Annotated in this window: 22 protein-coding genes and 1 pseudogene; 13 read left to right on the forward strand and 10 right to left on the reverse strand. The window is 39.9% G+C overall.

Annotation, left to right across the window (positions count from 1 at the left end):
• Positions 1-248 precede the first annotated feature (248 nt).
• The 4 genes from BMX26_RS00365 (at position 249) to budA (ending at position 4,837) form a co-directional block, all read left to right on the forward strand.
• On the forward strand, positions 249-695 hold the full coding sequence (locus tag BMX26_RS00365; RefSeq protein WP_075529498.1) for an Lrp/AsnC family transcriptional regulator: 447 nt from the start codon (positions 249-251) through the stop codon (positions 693-695).
• A gap of 162 nt (positions 696-857) precedes the next feature.
• A complete protein-coding gene (locus BMX26_RS00370) occupies positions 858-2,270 on the forward strand; it encodes an aspartate ammonia-lyase (RefSeq protein ID WP_075529499.1) in 1,413 nt (470 codons plus the stop codon).
• Between the two features lie 153 nt (positions 2,271-2,423).
• A complete protein-coding gene (alsS, locus tag BMX26_RS00375) occupies positions 2,424-4,106 on the forward strand; it encodes an acetolactate synthase AlsS (RefSeq protein WP_075529500.1) in 1,683 nt (560 codons plus the stop codon).
• Between the two features lie 14 nt (positions 4,107-4,120).
• Positions 4,121-4,837, forward strand: a complete 717-nt coding sequence (budA, locus tag BMX26_RS00380) for an acetolactate decarboxylase (protein WP_075529501.1) — start codon at positions 4,121-4,123, stop codon at positions 4,835-4,837.
• A 27-nt stretch (positions 4,838-4,864) separates the two neighbouring features.
• On the opposite strand, the gene BMX26_RS00385 is transcribed toward budA, so the two are convergent.
• Together BMX26_RS00385 and BMX26_RS00390 are read right to left on the reverse strand one after the other, a co-directional pair.
• A complete protein-coding gene (locus BMX26_RS00385; protein WP_075529502.1) occupies positions 4,865-6,208 on the reverse strand; it encodes a PFL family protein in 1,344 nt (447 codons plus the stop codon).
• 9 nt (positions 6,209-6,217) lie between these two features.
• Positions 6,218-6,487 carry an ACT domain-containing protein gene (locus tag BMX26_RS00390; RefSeq protein ID WP_075529503.1) on the reverse strand — a complete coding sequence of 90 codons (270 nt, stop codon included), beginning with the start codon at positions 6,485-6,487 and terminating at the stop codon, positions 6,218-6,220.
• 242 nt (positions 6,488-6,729) lie between these two features.
• Here BMX26_RS00390 and BMX26_RS00395 point away from each other — a divergent pair, with 242 nt between their 5' ends.
• The 4 genes from BMX26_RS00395 (at position 6,730) to BMX26_RS00410 (ending at position 10,691) form a co-directional block, all read left to right on the forward strand.
• Complete coding sequence (locus BMX26_RS00395) at positions 6,730-7,587, forward strand: AraC family transcriptional regulator (protein ID WP_075529504.1); 858 nt, start codon at positions 6,730-6,732, stop codon at positions 7,585-7,587.
• Between the two features lies 1 nt (position 7,588).
• On the forward strand, positions 7,589-8,467 hold the full coding sequence (locus BMX26_RS00400; protein ID WP_075529505.1) for an ROK family protein: 879 nt from the start codon (positions 7,589-7,591) through the stop codon (positions 8,465-8,467).
• A gap of 121 nt (positions 8,468-8,588) precedes the next feature.
• Positions 8,589-9,476, forward strand: coding sequence for an alpha/beta hydrolase (locus BMX26_RS00405; RefSeq protein WP_075529506.1), 888 nt, complete (start codon positions 8,589-8,591; stop codon positions 9,474-9,476).
• A gap of 18 nt (positions 9,477-9,494) precedes the next feature.
• Positions 9,495-10,691: an MFS transporter gene (locus BMX26_RS00410; protein ID WP_075529507.1), complete on the forward strand. Its 1,197-nt coding sequence runs from the start codon at positions 9,495-9,497 to the stop codon at positions 10,689-10,691.
• Positions 10,692-10,819: 128 nt separating this feature from the next.
• Here the strand turns inward: BMX26_RS00410 and BMX26_RS00415 are convergent, their stop codons facing one another.
• Both BMX26_RS00415 and BMX26_RS00420 read right to left on the reverse strand, forming a co-directional pair.
• Positions 10,820-12,259 (reverse strand): nicotinate phosphoribosyltransferase, encoded by a 1,440-nt coding sequence (locus tag BMX26_RS00415; protein ID WP_075529508.1) that lies wholly within the window; start codon positions 12,257-12,259, stop codon positions 10,820-10,822.
• An 88-nt stretch (positions 12,260-12,347) separates the two neighbouring features.
• Positions 12,348-13,151: an NUDIX hydrolase gene (locus BMX26_RS00420; RefSeq protein ID WP_075529509.1), complete on the reverse strand. Its 804-nt coding sequence runs from the start codon at positions 13,149-13,151 to the stop codon at positions 12,348-12,350.
• A gap of 115 nt (positions 13,152-13,266) precedes the next feature.
• Here BMX26_RS00420 and BMX26_RS00425 point away from each other — a divergent pair, with 115 nt between their 5' ends.
• Together BMX26_RS00425 and BMX26_RS09460 are read left to right on the forward strand one after the other, a co-directional pair.
• Positions 13,267-13,608, forward strand: a complete 342-nt coding sequence (locus tag BMX26_RS00425) for a hypothetical protein (RefSeq protein ID WP_075529510.1) — start codon at positions 13,267-13,269, stop codon at positions 13,606-13,608.
• A gap of 136 nt (positions 13,609-13,744) precedes the next feature.
• Positions 13,745-13,915, forward strand: a complete 171-nt coding sequence (locus BMX26_RS09460; protein WP_143454828.1) for a nucleoside-diphosphate kinase — start codon at positions 13,745-13,747, stop codon at positions 13,913-13,915.
• Between the two features lie 30 nt (positions 13,916-13,945).
• Here BMX26_RS09460 and BMX26_RS00430 read toward each other — a convergent pair whose 3' ends face one another.
• The 3 genes from BMX26_RS00430 to BMX26_RS00440 form a co-directional block, all read right to left on the reverse strand.
• Complete coding sequence (locus tag BMX26_RS00430; protein WP_075529511.1) at positions 13,946-15,091, reverse strand: MFS transporter; 1,146 nt, start codon at positions 15,089-15,091, stop codon at positions 13,946-13,948.
• 1 nt (position 15,092) lies between these two features.
• A complete protein-coding gene (locus BMX26_RS00435; RefSeq protein WP_143454829.1) occupies positions 15,093-16,241 on the reverse strand; it encodes a hypothetical protein in 1,149 nt (382 codons plus the stop codon).
• 116 nt (positions 16,242-16,357) lie between these two features.
• Entirely contained in the window at positions 16,358-17,263 is a 906-nt protein-coding gene (locus tag BMX26_RS00440; protein WP_082272403.1) for a ThiF family adenylyltransferase, read from the reverse strand.
• 322 nt (positions 17,264-17,585) lie between these two features.
• On the opposite strand from BMX26_RS00440, the gene BMX26_RS00445 reads away from it, so the two are divergent.
• Complete coding sequence (locus tag BMX26_RS00445) at positions 17,586-18,422, forward strand: helix-turn-helix domain-containing protein (protein ID WP_075529513.1); 837 nt, start codon at positions 17,586-17,588, stop codon at positions 18,420-18,422.
• Positions 18,423-18,454: 32 nt separating this feature from the next.
• On the opposite strand, the gene BMX26_RS00450 is transcribed toward BMX26_RS00445, so the two are convergent.
• Positions 18,455-19,222, reverse strand: a complete 768-nt coding sequence (locus BMX26_RS00450) for an epoxyqueuosine reductase QueH (protein WP_075529514.1) — start codon at positions 19,220-19,222, stop codon at positions 18,455-18,457.
• A 131-nt stretch (positions 19,223-19,353) separates the two neighbouring features.
• Between BMX26_RS00450 and BMX26_RS00455 the strand changes: the two genes are divergently transcribed.
• A complete protein-coding gene (locus BMX26_RS00455; RefSeq protein WP_075529515.1) occupies positions 19,354-19,575 on the forward strand; it encodes a hypothetical protein in 222 nt (73 codons plus the stop codon).
• 24 nt (positions 19,576-19,599) lie between these two features.
• Here BMX26_RS00455 and BMX26_RS00460 read toward each other — a convergent pair.
• A pseudogene (locus BMX26_RS00460) lies at positions 19,600-20,009 on the reverse strand (cupin domain-containing protein).
• Positions 20,010-20,127: 118 nt separating this feature from the next.
• Here BMX26_RS00460 and BMX26_RS00465 point away from each other — a divergent pair.
• On the forward strand, positions 20,128-21,021 hold the full coding sequence (locus BMX26_RS00465; RefSeq protein ID WP_075529516.1) for a LysR family transcriptional regulator: 894 nt from the start codon (positions 20,128-20,130) through the stop codon (positions 21,019-21,021).
• A gap of 170 nt (positions 21,022-21,191) precedes the next feature.
• Here the strand turns inward: BMX26_RS00465 and BMX26_RS00470 are convergent, their stop codons facing one another.
• Positions 21,192-21,374, reverse strand: a complete 183-nt coding sequence (locus BMX26_RS00470) for a hypothetical protein (protein ID WP_075529517.1) — start codon at positions 21,372-21,374, stop codon at positions 21,192-21,194.
• Positions 21,375-21,580: the final 206 nt, after the last annotated feature.

A 21,580-nucleotide genomic window follows, 5' to 3' on the forward strand; every position in this document is an offset into this window, starting at 1 on the left:
GGCTGAACCTTTGTTTTATCAAGCATATTAATCTCATTGAATGCGTTTTCTTATCTGTGCTAGCATCGTTATATTTACGGATTTTTGACGACTTATAATGCTTTTAAGCTAGGCCTTATCAATTTTGTGACCGATTTCTGAAAACGTTTAGCACAATCGTTCAAAAACAGTCACATTCTGCCAAGTTGTTTCATTCAGCTGTTGATGTTATATTTAATTACATATACTACACTTTTTGGAGGATTATTATGGATAAAATCGATTCTGTTATCTTAGCCTGCCTGGCAAAAGACGCCCGCATGTCCCTTAAAGACATCAGTAACCACTGCTTCATCTCCGCTCCGGCTGTCAGCACGCGGATTTCCCACCTCAAAGAAGCCGGCTATCTTACAGGTTTTCAAGCTCAACTTGACGCCGCAAAACTCGGCTATCCTATCAAAGCTTTTATCAGCCTTTGTTTAGAGCCTAAAGACAAGCAAAGCTTTTATCCTTTTGTTAAATCCTGCCCCAACGTCCTTGGGTGTGATTGTGTCACCGGTAAATTCTCGCAAATCCTGACATGCCGCTTTAAAACCACGACTGAGCTTGATGAATTCATCAATGATCTGCAGCGCTTTGGGGAAACATACACTCAAATTGTCTTTTCAACCAGTGTCGAACCACGCCCGCTTGACCCTAATTTAACTCAGCTTTAAAAAAGAAAGTTAACCTCCCTGTTTATTTTCTTTTCTTAAGTTAAAAATGCTTTCAACCTTATTTAACACGTAACAGGACTTAAACTATCGCATTTTCGAATTTTATGTTATAAGATATAACACGTAAATTGATTTTAAACATTTGAAAGGCAGGTTTTATGCATGCGGATTGAAAGCGACTCATTAGGGACTAAGGCGGTTGAAAGTAGCGCCTACTATGGCATCCATACTCAAAGGGCGCGGGAAAATTTCCCGGTTACCGACCGTCACGTGGATTTTTTACTGGTTCAAAATCTAATTTTAGTCAAGCAGGCTTGCGCGAATGCCAATGCCAAAACCGGTCGCTTATCAGCTAAAAAACACGCTCTGATTAAGCAGGCCTGCGAAAGATTGCTTAATGAATTTGACAATTTTGCTTCAGACCTGTCAACCCCAGCCATCCAAGGGGGCGCAGGAACCAGCACTAACATGAATGTCAATGAAGTTATCGCTAACCTGGCTTTAGAAATCGGCGGTGCTAAAAAAGGCTCGTATCAGCTGATTCATCCTAATGATGATGTCAATATGGCTCAATCAACTAATGATGTGTATCCGACAGCAGGTCATATGACTTTGATTAACCGTACCTCTGATTTGCTGGCAGCTGTGGCCAAAACAGCTGCGAGTTTCCTTAAATTGGCTGACAAACACCGTTACACCATTAAAATGGGCCGCACCCAGCTTGAAGACGCTGTCCCAACGACTTTCGGCAAGGAATTTGGCGCCTATTACCATCTATTAATGCGTGATTACCGCCGGATTGAGCAGGCTGCCAATGCCCTTTTGACTGTACCTTTAGGGGGGACAGCCATCGGGACCAGCATCTGTGCGACCCCTGAATACTGTGCTTTGGTCGTCAAAGAATTGCGCCATCTCAGCGGTATGCCGCTCATTCAAGCGGATGATTTGAGCGATGCGGTTCAAAATACTGATAGTTACGTCAATTTATCCGCTGCTTATAAAACTTTAGCCTGTGATTTAATCAAAATTACAAATGATTTGCGCTTACTGGGAAGCGGCCCGCAAGCTGGCCTGCACGAACTGGATTTGCCCAAGGTTCAAGCCGGTTCCTCCATCATGCCCGGCAAGGTCAATCCGGTCATTCCTGAAGTTGTTGCTCAAGTATCCTTTCAAGTTATCGGTCATGACGCGGCGATTTCTCTGGCCAGCGCTTCAGGCCAGCTGGAACTCAATGCCTTTGAGCCGGTGATGTTTGATGATCTTTTCAATGGTGCTTTGATGATGACCGAAGCTTTAGCGACACTTAGAGTTAACTGCTTAGAAGGTCTCAAAGTTAATGAAGAACGCTGCCAGCAAATGGCCGCCCATTCGGCTGGTTTAGCTACAGCCCTTGCACCCTACATCGGCTACCAAAAAGCAGCTGTTTTGGCTAAGGAAGCCGTGGCAACGGGAAAAACCATTGAAAAGCTGCTTTCAGGTCAGATTTCAGCTGATATTTTACAAGACATCCTAAAACCTGAAAAGCTGATTAATCCAGGAGCCTATGATAAAGCACAAAAGGTAAACTTGCGCTAATCCTAATTCTTTTAAGTTGTGTGGGTCTTAAAAGAAATAAGGCCGCCTTAAGGGCGGTCTTTTTTAGTGAAGTAATTTACAAGCCTTTCATTTTTGTAAGCGGTAAAAGTATGCTAAGATACCTATAGCAACTTAAGAAAGGTTACATATATTATGGGAGAAACAAATAAACGCTACGGCGCCGACGCTATCGTCGAAAGTCTCATTAATCATGATGTTAAATATGTTTTTGGTATTCCCGGCGCAAAAATTGACCGCGTCTTTGAACTGTTAGAACACTCTGACAAGGAGAATTTACCTCAACTTATCGTCACCCGTCATGAACAAAATGCTGCTTTTATGGCCGCCGGCATCGGCCGGATTACCGGACAGCCAGGGGTGGTCATCACCACATCCGGTCCTGGGGCTTCCAACCTCGCCACCGGATTGGTCACAGCCACAGCCGAAGGTGATCCTGTTTTAGCAATCTCTGGTCAGGTGCAGCGAACCGATTTGTTGCGCTTAACCCACCAAAGTATGGATAATGCGGCCTTGTTTTCACCGATCACAAAATACAGTGCCGAAGTGCAGGATCCGGACAACATCTCTGAAGTTATTGCCAACGCTTACCGCAGCGCTGTTTCATCCAAGCAGGGCGCAAGTTTTGTCTCCGTACCGCAAGATGTCACAGACGGCGAATTGACAACTGATGTCATCAATCCTTTGATTCCGGCTAAATTAGGCCCTGCCAGCCCAATCGAATCCACCTTACTGGCACAAAGAATCAAAGCAGCTAAATTGCCGGTCCTGCTGCTTGGCATGCGGGCGTCTGACCCTGAAACAACGGCTTCCATCAGAAACCTGGTTTCCACCACCCACCTGCCCGTCGTTGAAACCTTCCAAGGGGCCGGGATTTTGTCGCATGAACTGGAAAGTGACTTCTTTGGCCGCGTAGGCTTATTCCGCAACCAGCCAGGAGACAAATTATTGAAGCAGGCTGACCTGGTTATCGCCATCGGCTATGATCCAATCGAATATGAACCCCGTAACTGGAATAATGAAAAAAATGCCGATATTGTCGTCATCGACTCCATGCCATCGGAAATCGACAAACACTTCCAACCCAGCTGCGAACTTGTCGGCGATATTTCACAAACTTTGGACTTCTTATTGCCATACATGAAGGGCTATAAGCTGCCGGCTGAATCCTTGTCTTTCTTAGATAAGGTCCGCCAAAAAGTCGCTTTAAGAGATGAACCGCCTGCTTTAAAAGAAGGCCAAATTTTAAACCATCCCTTAAGCATCATCAAAGCTGTTCAAAAACGGGTCACAGATGAGATGACCGTCACAGTGGACGTGGGCAGCTTTTACATTTGGATGGCTCGTCACTTCAGAAGCTACCAGCCACGCCACCTGCTCTTCTCAAACGGGATGCAAACATTAGGTGTTGCCTTGCCATGGGCAATTGCGGCTGCTTTAGTACGGCCCAATACAAAGATTGTTTCTATGTCAGGAGATGGCGGCTTCCTCTTTTCTTCCCAAGACTTGGAAACAGCTGTCCGCTTGCATTTGCCAATCGTGCACATCATTTGGAATGATGGTGCTTATGACATGGTTAAGTTCCAAGAAGAAGTTAAATATGGTGCTTCAGCTGCCACTAATTTTGGTGCCGTTGATTTTGTCAAATACGCCGAAAGTTTCGGAGCTAAAGGACTTAGAGTAGAACAAGCCAGCGAATTAGAACAAGTCTTAGATGAAGCCTTCAACCAAGACGATCCCGTTGTCGTCGATATTCCGGTCGATTACAGCTTCAACAAAGAATTAGCTAAGCAAATGCTGGATGATCAAATGCGCTAAAAGGAAGGATTTTCATGAAAGATTATCAAACACTGTATCAGCACGGTACTTTAGGGATGCTGGTGCCCGGCCTTTTTGAAGGAACGCTCCCCGTTTCAGACCTCTTAAAACATGGTAACACAGGTATTGGCACAGCCACAGGCTTAGACGGCGAAATGGTCGTTTTAGACGGGGTTTCCTACCTGGTTAAAAGTTCCGGTCAAATTATCCACCTGGCCGGTGACGTTAAGGTTCCTTTTGCGACCGTTCACTACCATGACCCAAAGCTTGCCGGTTTTACTTTGGAAAATAAGACCGATGCCCAAGTCAAAGAGACCATTTTACAAAAGTATCCTTATCAAAATATCTTCTTTGCCGTCAACATCAAGGGCACTTTTGCCCACGTCAAAACAAGAGCTGTCCAAGGTCAAAAAAAGCCTTACCCGACCCTGGTGGAAGTGGCCGAAAAACAGGCCGTTTTTGCTGAAGCTGATAGTCAAGGAACGATTGTGGGCTATTTTGCGCCTAAATTATTCCAAGGCATGGCCGCCGCTGGTTTTCACCTGCATTATCTAAATGACGACCGCACCATGGGCGGACATTTGCTGGGCTTTACCATTAAAAAAGCTGAAGTATCCATCCAGCCTTTTACCAATGTCAACCAGCACTTTCCGCTTGAAAATGCAACTTTCTTACACGAAAACCTCGATCTTGATTCAATGTCAGCGCAAATTCACCAGGCAGAAGAATAAAAAAAGCCAGCTTAAAGCTGGCTTTTTTTAGTTCTTAAATGAATGAATTGGTGCTGGAATTATCCCGCCTCTTTGAATCATAGCCGCTGAACTAGCTTGGTTAACGGGCATTATCGGAGCATGTCCTAATAAACCGCCAAATTCAACATGGTCGCCGACATCTTTGCCAGGGACTGGAATAACCCGCACAGCCGTCGTCTTATTGTTAATCATCCCAATAGCAGCTTCGTCTGCAATCATCGCACTGATGGTTGCAGCGGGCGTATCGCCTGGAATGGCAATCATATCTAACCCGACGGAGCAGACCGCTGTCATGGCTTCGAGTTTTGACAAATTAAGCGTTCCAGCTTCTACGGCATCAATCATTCCGGCATCTTCCGACACAGGAATAAAAGCACCCGACAAGCCGCCCACGTGGCTGCAAGCCATGATGCCGCCCTTTTTGACCGCATCATTTAACATAGCTAAAGCAGCTGTTGTTCCATGGGTGCCGACTTGTTCCAAGCCGATCTCCTCTAAGATTTGGGCTACCGAATCTCCAACCGCCGGTGTTGGCGCCAAAGAAAGGTCGACAATCCCAAAAGGAACTCCCAACCGTTTTGAAGCAATACTTCCGACCATTTGGCCCATTCGGGTCACTTTAAAGGCCGTCTTTTTGATGGTTTCAGCCACCACATCCATGGATTGGCCCTTAACTTTTTCCAAAGCCGCTTTAACCACACCAGGTCCGGAAACACCTACATTAATGACCGTATCCGGTTCAGAAACTCCGCAAAAACCACCGGCCATAAAGGGATTATCTTCCACCGCATTGCAGAAAATAACCATTTTGGCATTCGTCATCACATCAAGCTTGGAGGCATCTTTGACAACCTGTCCCATTTCCTTAACAGCGTCCATGTTAATCCCACTCTTGGTAGAACCAACGTTAACTGAGGCACAAACAAGATTGGTTTGCGCTAAGGCCTGCGGCAGTGATTTGATTAAAATACGGTCGCCTTTTTGGTAGCCGTTTTGTACTAAAGCTGAAAAACCGCCAATAAAGTTGATGCCGCAAGCTTTGGCAGCCTTATCCAAAGTTTTGGCATATTTAAGGTAATCTTGGTCGCTGGAAGCTGCCGCAATCAAAGAAATAGGCGTGACCGTTACCCGTTTATTGATAATCGGAATCCCGTATTCTTCTTGAATCTGTTCTCCGACCTTCACCAAATTTTTGGCTTTTGTGGTGATTTTTTCATAAATCTTTTGACAGGCACGGGTGCTGTCTGAATCAATGCAGTCCAGTAAAGAAATCCCCATGGTAATGGTGCGAACATCCAAATTTTCATCGGCAATCATCCGCACCGTTTCTAAAATTTTTTCACTTTCCATAAGCCACCTCTATAATTGATGCATTGCTTGATAAATTTCCGCATTGCGGATTCTTATTTCAACCCCTAATTTAGTGCCTAGAGCCGTTAAGTCTTGGGCAATTTGGCTGAATTCTTTGCCTTCATCTGGCACTTCAACCATCATCATCATGGTGAAATACCCATCCATAATCGTTTGCGACAAGTCTAAAATATTCACCTTATTTTCGGCTAAATATTGGCTGACACCTGCAATAATCCCAACCTGGTCTTGACCAACAGTCGTTAAAACAGCTTTCATTTTATGCACCTCTTTAATTTTATCTTACTTCAAAGTATACCAGTATTTATCCTGAAAAGGTTCAGTCCAAGTGAAATTTTTCTGCCGGCTTAAAAAAAAGCCTATTTAATTTTCATAAACAGCTCCGGCAGGCTCTTTTTTCAGGTCAATATCCGCCAATTTATGGTCAATTTATGTCTTGTCGGCCGTAAATAGGCATGTTATGGTATAAGGGAAAACGATTGCAAAAAAGGAGGGAGAAAATGGATACCACCCACGAAATCGTCTTGCCGACCGATCCTTTACCCGTATGGCTTTATGTACATCATAATAATCCGGTAGCCTTTATTGCCCCACACTGGCATCAAGGTATTGAAGTTTCTTTTACGCTTGACGGTTCAATTGATGATTTCACCATTTCCGGCGAACATTTTAAAACCGTACCCCGCCAGCTTTTAATCGTCAATACGCGTGAAATCCACAGCATTAAAACCTTAGCCACGAATCAGGCTTCTTTAGCTTTATCGTTGATTTTTCCGTATAGCTATATCAAAGGACTCTACCCTAAAATAAGTACTGTCTTTCTTGACTTAAATCATCCGGAGACTTTTTCGCCGCAGCAAAAAGAAGCCTATGCTGCTTTACAGGGCATGATGCTGCAAATTACCCTGCTGACCCAAGTTGATTCTGATTTTCGTCTTTTAAAACTAATGACTTTAATCACGCAAAGTTTAGAAATGATCTTGCGCTATTTTGCCGTACCCAAAGCAACTAAGGAAAATTCACCGCAAAAAGTCTACGCTATCGGCCGCCTGCAGGATGTTATCAAATTTATCAGTGACAACTACCAAAGATCCTTAACGCTGGACGAAATCGCTCAGCATGTGAATGTTTCCAAGGAATATCTAGCACGATTCTTCAAAAAATATATGGAAATTACCGTGGGCCAATATCTTAATAATGTCCGCGCCCAGCATGCTCACAGTGATCTGTTAAAGGGCAAAAATCTTACCCAAACAGCCTTGGACAACGGTTTTTCCGGTATTCGCGCTTTAAACCGCGCCGTTGCCAACCTTTATGGTAAAACTGCTTCAGCTTTAATCAAAGAAAGGAAAAAATAACATGCAAAATTACTTAGTTATCGATATCGGCGGGACCGATATCAAATTCGCTACCATTGATGAAAAAGGAACCATTTTAACAAAAGATAAGGTTCACACACCGCAAAACAAAAATGATTTTTTAACAGCCATTGATACTATTGTTAAAAAGCACCCTGACCGGCAAGGGATTGCTATCTGCGCTCCTGGTAAAATTGCCGACACCACCATCCATTTCGGCGGGGCTTTGCCTTTCTTAGATGGTATTGATTTCGCTGCTATTTATCGTGCTGACCGCGTCGCTGTGATTAACGACGGCAAGGCTGCTGTGCTGGCTGAACACTGGCTGGGTGCTTTAAAGGATTCACAAAATTGTGCCGCCATCATCTTAGGTACTGGTGTTGGCGGCGGTATTATTCTAAATAATACGCTCTTAAACGGTGCCCACTTCCAAGCCGGCGAACTGAGCTTTATGTGCCTTGATACCAAGGCTGAAGACTTTGGCGGCTATGCCGGCTCTTCCCTATCCGCCGTGCAAATGATTATTCACATCAACAACGCCGTCGGCAATCCTGATGAAAAAGACGGATTTAAAGCCTTTGACGCTTTAAAAGCCGGTAATCAACAGGCAAAAGCCATCTTTGCCGCTTACTGCCACCGGTTAGCCTGCTTAATCATGAATATCCAGTCTGTCGCTGATTTAGACGCTTTTGCTATTGGCGGCGGCATTTCCGCTCAACCTCTCGTTTTAAGCGGACTAAAGCAGGCCTACGAAGATATTTATGCAAACAATCCGCTCATTAAATTAACCTTTACCAAACCTAAACTGGTTCAAGCCAAATTCCAAGCTGATGCCAACCTTTATGGTGCTTTATACCATTTACTGATACTGAGTAAATAAAGCAAAAATTTTTGAAAAATAGTCAATCGACGCCACTTTTTGGTTAAAAATATTATTACCAAAAGGGGGCGTTTTTATTTAAGATGTAAGCGTAAACAAAAAAACGAAGGGAATGAACTTTGTGACCACAGATGAAATTAAAGAAGCAATTATGGCCATGCGCACCGCTTTTAAAAAAGGCGATGATGCTCGTGACGCCGGTTTAGATGCTAACCCGCCTGAAGTTTTAAGAATTAATGATTTAGCTTACGGGCCTGATCCAAAATGGAATCTTTTAGATTTATATCTGCCTAAAAATGTGTCAGGCAAAATCCCGGTTATTATTAATATTCATGGCGGCGGTTGGTGTTATGGCACTAAAGAAACCTACCAATTTTATGGTTTGAACCTCGCCAAAGGCGGCTTTGCCTTTGTCAACCCTAATTACACCTTAGCACCGGACAACGTCTTTCCGGGCGAATTAGATGAAGTCAATACTTACATTCACTGGGTGGCTGACTACGCCGACGAATACAACCTCGACAAAAACAATGTCTTTTTAACCGGTGATAGCGCTGGTGGTCAAATGGCCGAACAATATATCACTATTTTAACCAACCCTAAGTATCGTGAACTTTTCGGTTATGACTTAACTGATCTGCATTTTAGAGCAGCAGCTTTAAACAGCGCCGCCTTCTTTATCGGCGATCTCGGCATGATTTCCGGCGCTGTTGAAGGCTATTTCACACCTGAAGTTAGAGCCCAAAAGCAGGATATGCTGCAAACGGAAAAATATATTACCAAAGATTTCCTGCCTTGCTACTTAACTACCGCCAATGAAGACTTCATCCACGACCAGACCATTAAATTTGACGGCTTCTTGACGGCTTTAGGCGTGGAACATATTTGCAAGTCATTCGGTGATGCAGATCATCCCGAACCACACGTTTTCTTGATGAATCAAAAAGATACTTTAGCTAAGCAGGCTAATGATGAAGAAATGGCCTTCTTTAGAGCACACATGATTTAAATTAGGAGGTATTTTATTATGCATGAAACCAAAGATAAACTTTCTTTTAAAGCATCGCTGCTTTCAATTTCAATCTTTTTAATGATGGCGCCGCAAATTTCATCAGCCTTGCCGCTGATGTACAAAGCGTTTCCAGGTGTCAATGCTGCCGGGGTGCAAATGCTGTCGACCGTACCCAACTTCGGGATTGTGTTAGGCTTAATGATTAGTCCTATTTTAGTCCGTTTATGGGGCCAAAAACCTGTGATTCTAACCGGTTTGATTGTGGCCTTATTGTCAGGAACCTTCCCAATGTACGCTACCGCTTATACCCCGATTCTTATTTCCCGCTTTTTAATTGGTTTTGGGATTGGCTTATTCAACTCCATGGCGGTCAGCTTGATTCCGCAATTTTACAGCGGCGATGAAGAAGAATTGGCTTCAATGATTGGCTATCAAAATGTGATGGGTTCTGTTGGGGGCGCTATTTCCTCCTTCTTGGTTAGCTACCTGGTTACTATCAGCTGGCATGCAGCTTTTGCTATTTATTTCTTGATTATTCCATCTTTGATTGCTTTTACAATCTTTGTGCCGCTGCCAAAGAAAAATGCTTCGGTTAAGGCCAACGATACTCAAGCTAAACAACCCGCTCAACATATCAACGGCAAAGTCATCTTAATTGCCTGCTTGATTTTTGCCATCTTTGCTTTTTACATGCCAATGTCTTATGAATTGCCTTCTTTGATCGTGGCTGAAAAGATGGGAACAGCCAGCACCTCTGCCTTAATTGCCGGGGTTTCCACCTTGTTTGGGATTCCAATTGGCGCTTCATTCGGCTTCTTCTTTAAGCGTCTGCATGATTTAATCTTCCCTGCCGGCTTTTGTCTGGTTGCTTTAGGCTTGCTCATGGTTGCTTTAGCACCAAACATTGTTGTCTTATTTATCGGGGTCATTGTCTTAGGGTTTGGCTTCGGTCTTGGGGTACCATACATGTACAACTGGCTTGATTGGGCCTGCCCTGAAGGATCTGTCAACTTGGCTACCACAATCGTTTTGGTTTTAGTCAATGTCGGCTGTGCCCTTTCACCAACCATCGTCAATGCTATCGGTTCTGTTTTAGGCATGACCACCCCACGCGGCATTATGCTTTTAAGTACCATTGCTTTTGTAATTATTGCCGTTTATGCAATCGTGCACTACCTTGGAGTTCACAAGACTTCAACTGCTAAAAATTAAAAAAATAGCGGTGAAAGATTTCACCGCTATTTTTTGCTATTAAAGCTATTTTCAAATGGTTAGTACGGCTCTTGCAGCCTGGAGTAGTCAGTCTTGTCATACGAAGCCTAAGCGCTCAGTTTTGCACCCTATTCTTTCTCAGTGTATTTTTCCACCAGCTCTTGTTGGACCTGATACAATTTCGGTGTGATAAAGACCGGATATTCATCGGCATTGAGTAAACGCTTCGTTGCCAAAGGAAGCAGAGCCAATTGGGCTTGACTGAATTTTTGAATCGCAAAGACATCGGGCTGTTCCATGGTGATTTCACCTTGATCCATCGCTAATTTTTGCAAAGGTACTGCCATAAAGTCGTGCAGCCGCCGCTTTTGCTTCGTTGCCAAAGGATCGGCTTTTAAAGCAACCAATTCGCTTGGAATGTCTTCATCTCTTAAAGCAATCAAGTCGGCAAAAGCCTTGTTGGTCTTCTTGTCAATCAAACGGTAGGTTTGCTTGATGCCAGGCAAAGTCAACTTTCCTTTACTTTCGGAAACCTTAATCTTAGGAATCAATTGTCCATCTTTGATTACTCCGGCTAACTTGTAAACCCCACTCAAAACAGGCGAAGAAGAGCTGGTAATCATCTTTTCGCCTACCCCAAAGTTATCGATAGGCGCTTCTTGTTCAAGTAAAGAAGTAATAATATATTCATCCAAGGCGTTGGAGATGGTTATCTTGGCATCGCTAAAGCCGGCTTCATCCAACATTTCCCGTGCTGCCTTAGCTAATTCAGTCACATCGCCAGAATCAATCCGAATGCCAAAGTGACTGTGCCCTTGGGCTTTTAATTCTTTAAAAATCCGAATCGCATTCGGCACCCCTGATTCTAAGACATCATAAGTATCAGCTAAAAGTGCGCAGTTGTCAGGATAAATATCAGCCCAAGCTCTAAAGGCATCATATTCACTATCAAAGGCTTCAATCCAGCTATGCGCCATGGTACCGGCAGCCGGAATGTTAAATTTCTTAGCTGCCAAGAGATTGGAGGTTGAGGTAGCCCCGCCAATTACGGCAGCTCTAGCCCCATAAGTCGCACTGGATGGGCCTTGTGCCCGCCGTGCCCCAAATTCCATGACGCCTCTACCCTTGGCAGCAGCAGTAATTCTGCGCGCCTTGGTGGCAATTAAAGTTTCATGGTTAATAATACTGAGCAGCAAGGTTTCAAATAATTGTGCCTGGATGAGGGGGCCCTCAATGGTCATCACTGGTTCCCGCGGAAAAATCGGTGTTCCTTCTCTAACAGCCCACACCTTGCAGGCAAATTTAAAATCGGCTAAATAATCAATAAAGTCAGGGGTAAATAACTTAAGCCCCTTCAAATATTCAATGTCTTCTGGTTCAAAATGGAAGTTCTTCAACTCGTTTAAAGCTTGTTCCATCCCAGCTAAAACGACAAAACTGCCATCATCGGGCATTTTTCTAAAGAAGATATCAAAGATACCTACTTCTTCACCCAGCTTCTTTTGAAAGCCGTTTGCCATTGTCAATTCATACAAATCGGTAACTAATGCCCAATTATCTGCATCCATAAAGGATTCCTCCTGATTTAAGTCTAAAATACTTTTATAAGTGCTAAAAAAAGGTAAGTTCAACCTATTTAATCGAACTTATCTTACACTACTTTAAAATTTTTTGCAAGCCTCGGCTTAAGACATCCTTGCGCAAAGCATATAGTTTAGCAGGACGTCCCGGGCGACGCTGCGTGATTTCCGTACCTAATTCTTTTAAGAGCGGCATATGCGTTTTTCTAAAATTCGAATTATCGATCAAATTGACTTTAGTCTTCAAAAAAGGCGCATATACGCAACGGGCTTCTCTGATTGTGAATTTGTCGCCTAGCACCAGTAAAATATTGGGCTGATAGTTTAACTTATTGCGAATCCGTTCGCAAGCAACTTTAAAAATCCAGTCATAGTCAAAAGCTAAGTGCCTTTCGGGGTCATATTTGGCGTGCTTGTAGTAATCTTTTTGGTTTTTAGCCTTGCTGGCTTCAAAATACAAGTCGCCATTGCTAAGACAATAATTTTTATTTTTAAAACCAAAAGAAAACCAGCGGGCATCTGAAGCACCGTAGCCGGGTTTTAAAGGCGGCATTTCAGGTAAGAAGGTCATATATGTCAATGACAAAATCCGGTCATTGCCACGACCAATGCGGCCTGGATTAGTAAAAGTCGCCAGCTGTTCGGTATTTATCTCTTCCAACTCTAAACCAATCTTTTCTCTAACCAGCCGCAAAGCTGCTGCATCGGCACTTTCTTCGGCTCTTAAGTAAGTTTCAGGCATCGCCCAAGCACCTTTTTCAGGGTCGTTTGCCCGTCTGACCAAAAGCATATTAACCTCATCAGCCAACCGATCATAGCTCCAAATAATGTTGACGATATTGATATATGGCCGTTCTAAAAGATTCGTTTGGTCGCTCAAAATGTCCACCCTTTCTTATTTTGTTTTTTTGTTTATACTAGAATTATAGCTTAAAAAAACAGTACTGTGTACTAAAACAAATGTATTCACTAAATTAACTAAAGGAGCACAAATTATGTTTAATATGATTCCTGATAATTTAACCCAAGTCATGGAAAAATTAGCTTGGCTCAATGCCAACGGCTATCCTGACAAAACGAAAAATGATGTAATTAACGACATGGTCAAAGATGGCACTCAAGACATGTTTGATACGGCTTTGGAAGGTCCTTATTATACCATGCGCTGGCTCGAGGAAGGCAAAAAACTTAATGTTTTTGGACCCATGGGTGATGTAATCGAAGTTATCACCCCCCGTCCGGAATATGCTGATTTTTACGCCGACCTGGAAAATAATGACATCCTTTTTTGGCGTAATTTAGCTACCCAAGTTCAAAAAGTCGTCGGTCACGATTAATATATTAATTTAACTTGACTTGCATTCTGTCAAAAACGTGCTAAAATGTAAGATATTTTTAGAGAAGAAAGAAGAATAGCTTATTAGAAAGGTAACTCTTAAACGCTCGCCGGCGTTTGAGCAAAAAGATTTACTCATGCTCAAAGTAAACCTGAAATTAGCAGGTATCAGCTTTAAGAACGTCCCTGTCACGGTGGCTGAACAAACGACCGATTCCTTGGCCTATCAAGTTGATGCGCCCATTTTCGAACGCATCTACACCAGTGTCAGATCTCATAACCAATCTGTCGTTGATTTAGACGACTAAAAAGCAGGACTCAGTTGAGCCCTGCTTTTTTTAAACTAATTTTGTTTTTTCCAATTTCAAACTACATAAAACAGCCACTCCTAAAAGAGTCACACACAGCAAAGCGACAGTCGTATTTAATGATAACTGCTTAGTCAATAAACCAATTAGTATCGAGCCCAAGGTCATTAAGCCCGACTCAAAAATATTTACTACCGAAAATACTGTGGCCCTAATATGCCCATATGAAATAGTTTGAATGCGATTTTCTAGCAGAACATTCCATATCTCAAACACAGCATTCATCACAATTAAACCAAGCAAGAGCCAAAAAACATTTCTAAACGCCAACAAAATTGAGCAGACCACCGCTAAAGCCTGTAAAAAAATAATTAAGCTTTTATCTGACCAATATTGAATAAATTTATACGATAACACACTCACCGCGCCCAAAAGAGAAATGATTCCAAAAACCGTCGAAATCATTTCTGTAGGCATTTTAAGCTGCTCTAAAAGTAAAGTCCCATATTGGTAGCTAATGGTAATCGCACCGGAAGCAAAACAGGTGGCAAAAGTTACCGGCCAAAAAGCCCGCTCATGCAAGGTGAAATCTTTTAATTCAGAAAATAATAACTTAAAAGTAATGGGGTCATCTTCATCTGTCATCTTTTGCTCACTAATACTAAGGCAGGTAAGTAAAGCAGCTAACCGTACAATAATAGCACTTATGAATAAAACATTCCACGAAATTTTGGCGAGCCAGCCACCAGAAAAATTTCCCAAAGCTACAGCCAGGGTAATACACCCGTTAAATAAGCCTGCATATTTTAAATACGCCTTTTTTTGAGTTTCCGGAATGTTTTCATATAAAAGAGAAACATCTGTTCCGGAAATTAGTGCAAGCCCCACGGCAAAAATTACAAACCCAGCAAATAAAACAAGATGCTGCTTAGGCATAAAATAGGTTAGCAAATAAAGAGCACATAATACCTCCCCTAAAACTAACGCTCTTTTATGCCCAATCCAATCAGAAATAATTCCCGACGGCACTTCAAATAGTGCTTGGCAAATGGTAAAAGTCCCCTCTAAAAAAGCAATTTGGGCAACACTCCACCCTTGAGCTTTTAAATAAATCATCCAAACTACCACTTCAAGCATGATATTGGATAGACTGTTATATAGCAAAATACGTTTCATTTTATCCCCCTAAATTTAATAATTGTCCATAATCGTCTACTTGTAAATACGGAGCATTATCCGATTTTAAATAGAACATATTATATCTACCTATACATAAACTACTTGAATATTCATTCAATAATTCTTGTAATTTGGTTTCATATTTTACATCGTGATTTGATTGTATCCATCTATTTAAGGTCGTAATATATTGCTTCTTTTGACGCACTAAATAATTCATTTCTTGAAGATAAAAATCAAATTTACTTAACGTAATTGGCTCTACAATGTCAAAAACTAAATCATATTTTTCTTTGTCTGCTCTTAAAAAATTTTTAAAATTGCAACTAACTACCTTAACTTTCACATCGTATGCTTCAAAAAATGCTTTTATTTGCTCAATAATAATATTATTTGGATAATAGCAAGCATACAATATTGTTATCTCTTGAAAATTAATTTTTTTGACTATTATTTTTTGTTGCTTGCATGACTTAACATTAACTAACGGATATAATTTTATATATTTATTAATCCATTGAGATAACAACGGCTTTATCTGTGGATATTGCATCATAATTTCACTACTAATATTTAACCGCATTTCCATGTTAGACTTAATTTTAGTAGCCTTTTTATCTATAATCATTTTCTGGGATAACGATGTACAACCGGTGTAAATTAAACAGCGGCTTTGGTTTAACGCCGCTAACTGTTTAGTTACATCTCTTTCTTTCAAGAAATAAATCTTATTTCCATTTATTTTATTAACTAATGTTAGTTGGTCAGCGTTATATTGTACCAATACGTATTGCCCAAATCCTTTACCAAATAGAGGTTGTTTTTTTTGAAATTTTAATGGTGCAAAATGTATCGAAGATAATACATATTTATATTCATAATCATCATACATTTTTGCCTCCAATACGTTATCTTGATAACATAATTGAACCCTTGATAAAGGGGCATTTCCACGCAAAAACGCTTTAACACCTACTATAAAAGATAAATAAGAGGCATAGAGGCTATTATGCTCTATAATATAAATTAGAGTTGCATAAACATCTTTTGCTTCAATTCCGTACTTATTATTTTTAAATTTTAACTTTAGTTGACCATTTAGCGATAAATCATCAACAACATCTGATACAAATTGGTTTTGTTTCATATTAAAAATTGTTTTATGTATCATAACTATATATAAAAATTAAGTTGTGATCATATCCGTCTATTGGCATAAAGAAATCCGGCATATCATCTAAATAAAAAATTGTATTTTTCATTTTAATTACCAAATTTATCGAACGTAATGATATTTTCTTTATATATTTCTTTATTTAACACAAAATACTGTTTAAATAAGTAATCCATAATTTTTTGACTTAACATAGCACCAGTAATCATATTATTAGAAGAAATAGATCCCGTTAATGTCCGCTCTTTTGAAACATCAATAACTTTATATGGATTTTTACCATCATATATTGGACTAATTGTTCCAGTTTCAATACCAACGCCGGCATAAACAAAAGTATATTTCTTTTGCATACAAAAATTGCCAATAACATTAACTAAATCAAAAGGTGTATCTGCACAGTTAACGACTAAAACTTTCTTTTCTGACTCATCATAAGCTATCGAAGCTAAATCAGTACTATTTTTGATATATTTTTTGCAAGAATGAATTTTAATATCATTAAAGCTATACTGTTGCAATCGGTCCTTTAAAATTTTAACCTTACTTTGTCCAACATCATAACATGTATAAAATAGTTGTCGATTAAGGTTACTTTTTTCAACTATATCACCATCAACTATAGTAAAATTTTCAAATCCCATTCTTATCAAATTATCTAATACGACAGTTCCTATACCACCACAACCAATAATAATAAAGCATTGATTCTTTAAAATGTTTTTAATAGGCCTAGCGCTCTTAACCGTAGATAACAATCGATCTCTAAAATAAAACCACGATCTCGAATTCACCGTCATATCATCACTAAGATTATCAATAAGATTGTTTTTCAATAAAAAAGCCTTCATTTCGTCAGAAAACAAATTGTGCTGCAACATCCAATGATATTTTTGATTAGTATCTTTTATGCTGTACATTTTAGTTCCATTGATAATAGTGAGACATTCGCTATCATCATCGTAATGATACGTTGTATTTTCTTTTAATTTCATATTTCCCCCATAACAAAAGACAGGCGTTCAATTAGAGCACCTGTCCCGCAATTAATTCATTCTAAGACAACGATGGTGAATTTCGCGTACATCTTTTTCATCAACATCCATGATTAAAACCTCCTTTGACTAAAAATGTCAATTGCGTTAAAATTTTAACAAGTATATTTTAATACTAGTGTTAATTTAAATTCATTTATGTTAACAATATTCACTAAAATATTCTAATGGGCCTACTATATATGCCTATTACCTTTTTTAGTCTGGAAAATTTAATGTATTTTCAACATTAATGTTTTTAAGTTATAAGGGGAGATTTATTATGTCATTCGGTAAAACAGCTAAATTACTAAGAAGATCACAACATATATCACAAAATACATTATGTACAAATAGTATTTCACGTACATCTATTTCTAAAATTGAGAATGAAAAACAACATCCCTCTGTTGATATGGCCTTTTTTATTATGGATAAACTAGACATATCTCCAGATGAATTCAAATATATAGATAATAATTGGTCGCTATCTCCTAAAAGTAGAATTGCAACTACCTTTATAACTGCAACAGAAACTCACAATATGAAACTGTTTGAAAATATATATCAAAACTCAGCTAAATTTCTAAATACACAATATGATCAAAATATTAACTTTATTTTCGCTATAATCAACATGAAACTAAATATTTTTAAATATTCAAAAACAGAAAAAAGCATTAAAGCGTTAACTATTTGGAAATATATCTCTAAAAAAGATTTTTGGACTAAATTAGATTTATATCTTATAAACGGAATCGTAGACTATCTGAATGATGATCAGCAAAAAATTATCCTTGATTCCTCCATTTACATTTTAAATAAAAAATATGCCCACCTAAAAAAATTAGCATTACTTTTGCATATGAAGCAAGCTAAATTACTTTTAAGGCAATCTCAGTCAAAGGCAGCTCAAAAGGAACTTCAACTATGTTTAAAGCTTTGCCGCATGTTATCATGCTATGATTACTTATTAGTAAATCGAATTAGATTGTCAATCTTAAATAAACAATATACTAAGGCCTTTGCCGATGTTAACACTCTTGACTTGATTGATAATTCCAAATTAGCTAAACATATGAATCTAGAGATACTATCGCACTTACAACATCATGCTTAAAAAAAGCAGGACTCAGTTGAGCCCTGCTTTTTTTAAACTGTTTCACCATTAATTGAAAAGCGGATTTCCGGAAATTCTTTTTGCCCGTCTTTTCCTTCCATGAAAGCTAAAGCTTCGCGTCTGATTTTGGACAAGTCCACCCCTTGCGCTTTGGCCGCAAACATACAACCGCAATAACATTGCCGATAGACATCATATTCTTTGCACATCTGAACTGATCTTAAATAGCCATTATTTTTCTTAAAATCGCTGGGCAGGTAGTGTACATCATAAAAGTGTTGGACTTCAATGCCCACAGTATTAATCAGTTGAGAATTTTTGTGGGGGCTGATGGTCAGCGTACTGCCGAAATAATCAAAACCAAGTTCAACAGCTTTTTTTGCCACTGTATCCAACCGGTAATCAAAGCATGCTTCACATCTTTTACCGCCTTCAGGTTCTTTTTCCAACCCGCGGACAGCTTCAAAATATTCTTGCGGCCGGTAAGGAGCTGTGATAAATTGTACCTGGTTGTGCGTTTTTTCATTGAAATCATGGATAAATTTTTGCTGTACATATTCCCGTCGTTGATATTCAGCACGCGGATGAATATTGGAATTAGCATAATAAATCGTCACGTCGGCAAACTCTGTCATCCGCTCTAACGTAGTTGTACTGCAAGGAGCGCAGCAGGCATGCAGCAAAATTTTGGGACGGATACCCTCCGCCTGCCATTTTTGAACCATTTTCATCATAACTTTGTCGTAGTTGATTTTTTGGTTCAAATTCATTTTAGCTAAAATTTCATCTACATCAATCACTGCTGCATCCGCCCTTCTCATTTTTTATCTTATTATAGCTTATCCGGCTTTTTTTGCCAATGTTTCATGTGAAACACAACTTGTCAGGGACTGCTTTTCCTTTTATAATTTAGAAAAAAGGAGGATTTTTGATGCGCAAATATACCTTAATTTTAGGCGGCATTTTTTTGCTTTCCTTGGCTTTATCCCTATTTTTAGCAATCTTAACTTGGCAAGCCTTCATAACGCCTTACGCCAAAAGTCTTCAATTAATTCTGCTGTTAGGCCTCTTTTTTGCCGTCAGCACCATGATTACCATTTTGACCATCGTTGCCATTGCCTTATTTAAAAGAATCAAACAAAAGAAAAAATAGGATGCCTTTTAAGCATCCTATTTTCTATAATTGGTTGTAAGCCTGATCAGTGACAGGTTCTAACCATTTGCTGGTTCCTTTAGTAATTGCAACATGCGAGAATCAGCTGTCTTTTTTAGCACCATGCCAATGCTTAACACCTTCATGGATAGCTACGACATCCCCAGCCTTCAAACTTTGGGCCGGCTTGCCTTCTTCTTGATACCAGCCTTCACCGGCAGTTACCAGCAATAATTGGTAGCCTTGATGGTGAATATGCCAGTTATTGCGGCATCCCGGTTCAAAATTAACATTAGCCACATTACGTCAATGTTGTCATCGGCCGGAATAAGACCGTTGAGATAGCTTTTATTAATGAAATATTTGGCAAAAGCAGTATTTTCTTCGCCAAAACCAAATAAGCCATTTTTTACTTCATTTTCGTATTTACTCATAAAAATGACTCCATCTTGCTTTTATCTATATTTTACGAAGCCTCGTTCATAATGTAAAACACCTATTTTTTGTAACTTATTATGTTTAAAATGTATAATAAGTTGAGAGGTGATTTTTATGGAAACCCGTTTAATGCGCTATTTTTTAGCCATCGTCCAAGCTGGAAATATTACCAAGGCTGCTAATAAATTACATATCACTCAGCCAACTTTATCCCGTCAAATGAAAGATTTAGAAGAAGAATTTAACACCAAACTCTTTGAACGGGGCAAAAGGCAGGTCACTTTGACCAGTTCCGGTGTGCTTTTTGAACAATACGCCCGTGAAACCCTCAAAATTATCGATGATGCCAAAGCCACCCTCAAGGAAAATCATAATGATTTAGCCGGAACACTAGCTGTCGGCTGTGTCGAAACATCCCTTTCGCCTTTGGTTTCCCGCTGGCTGCTAGAATTTCGCCAATTGCACCCTGATCTTAAATTTTCTATGTATGACGCTTATGGCGATGACATTAAAGAGCATTTGGATAAAAATCTCATCGACCTGGGTTTTTTGTTAAAACCGGTTGAAGCTGCCAAATATCATTATTATACGTTAGATACCAAAGACCGCTGGGGGGTTTTGGTCGATAAAAACGGCAAACTTAAAGATTGTTCGGCCATTACCCAAGCTGATCAATTGCAAACTTTAGATCTCATCATTCCTACACGCAGCATTGTCCAAGATGACTTAATGGAACAGCTTAATTTAAATCCAGCCAGCTTAAATATTATCGGCACTCACAATTTAAGCTCTAACCTGACTAATTTAATTCCAAATTCTAACTTAGGCGTAATCGCTGTCGAAGGGTCCTATAAATTACATTTGCAGACAGGCATTAAATTCATCCCATTAGAACCGGCCCTATATTCCAAGCATGTGATGGTCTGGCGCAAAAATGTTGCTTTAACTCCTGCTGCCAAACGTTTTATTGAATTTGTCCAAGCTAAGACCATGCTTTATCCTAAATAAAAGCGTCCTCAATTGAGGACGCTTTTATTTTAGGCCCAATCACCATTGCGGAATACAGGCACGACCGTTCCATCTGCTTTAATCCCATAAAAATCTTTAATCGTCATCTAATTACCTTTTCTGTGTAAGATACTAAAACTATACCATATTCAGCTTACAAAAAAACAGCGCTAACCACTGATTAGCGCTGCTTTATAATCCCCATTATAGGCAACTTCTCCCTGATAGCTAACAAATTCAACAAATTCATCTGGCTGGCGCTTCAGTTCACCAGCCAGTGAACTTTGTGATTTAACGGGAGTCGAAAAAAGAGATCTGACAAAATAAACAGCTAGACTGCTAACGGCAATCATGATATTTTGACGTGTTGCATCAAAGATACCCTACCCTCGATACGTCAAGTTAATATCTTGCTTTGAGTCTAGCCGTTTTCGATAAGGAATACAATCAGCTCTGACCTCTTTTCTCATTTTTGTGGAAATAACATTGATAGTGTCGCAACTATCTTTTCAAAGCTATCATTCCCTACATCATTATTGTAAACGCTTTCTTTGTTAAA

The sequence above is a fragment of the Ligilactobacillus sp. WC1T17 genome, assembly GCA_900110005.1.
Lineage (GTDB): Bacteria > Bacillota > Bacilli > Lactobacillales > Lactobacillaceae > Ligilactobacillus > Ligilactobacillus ruminis_A.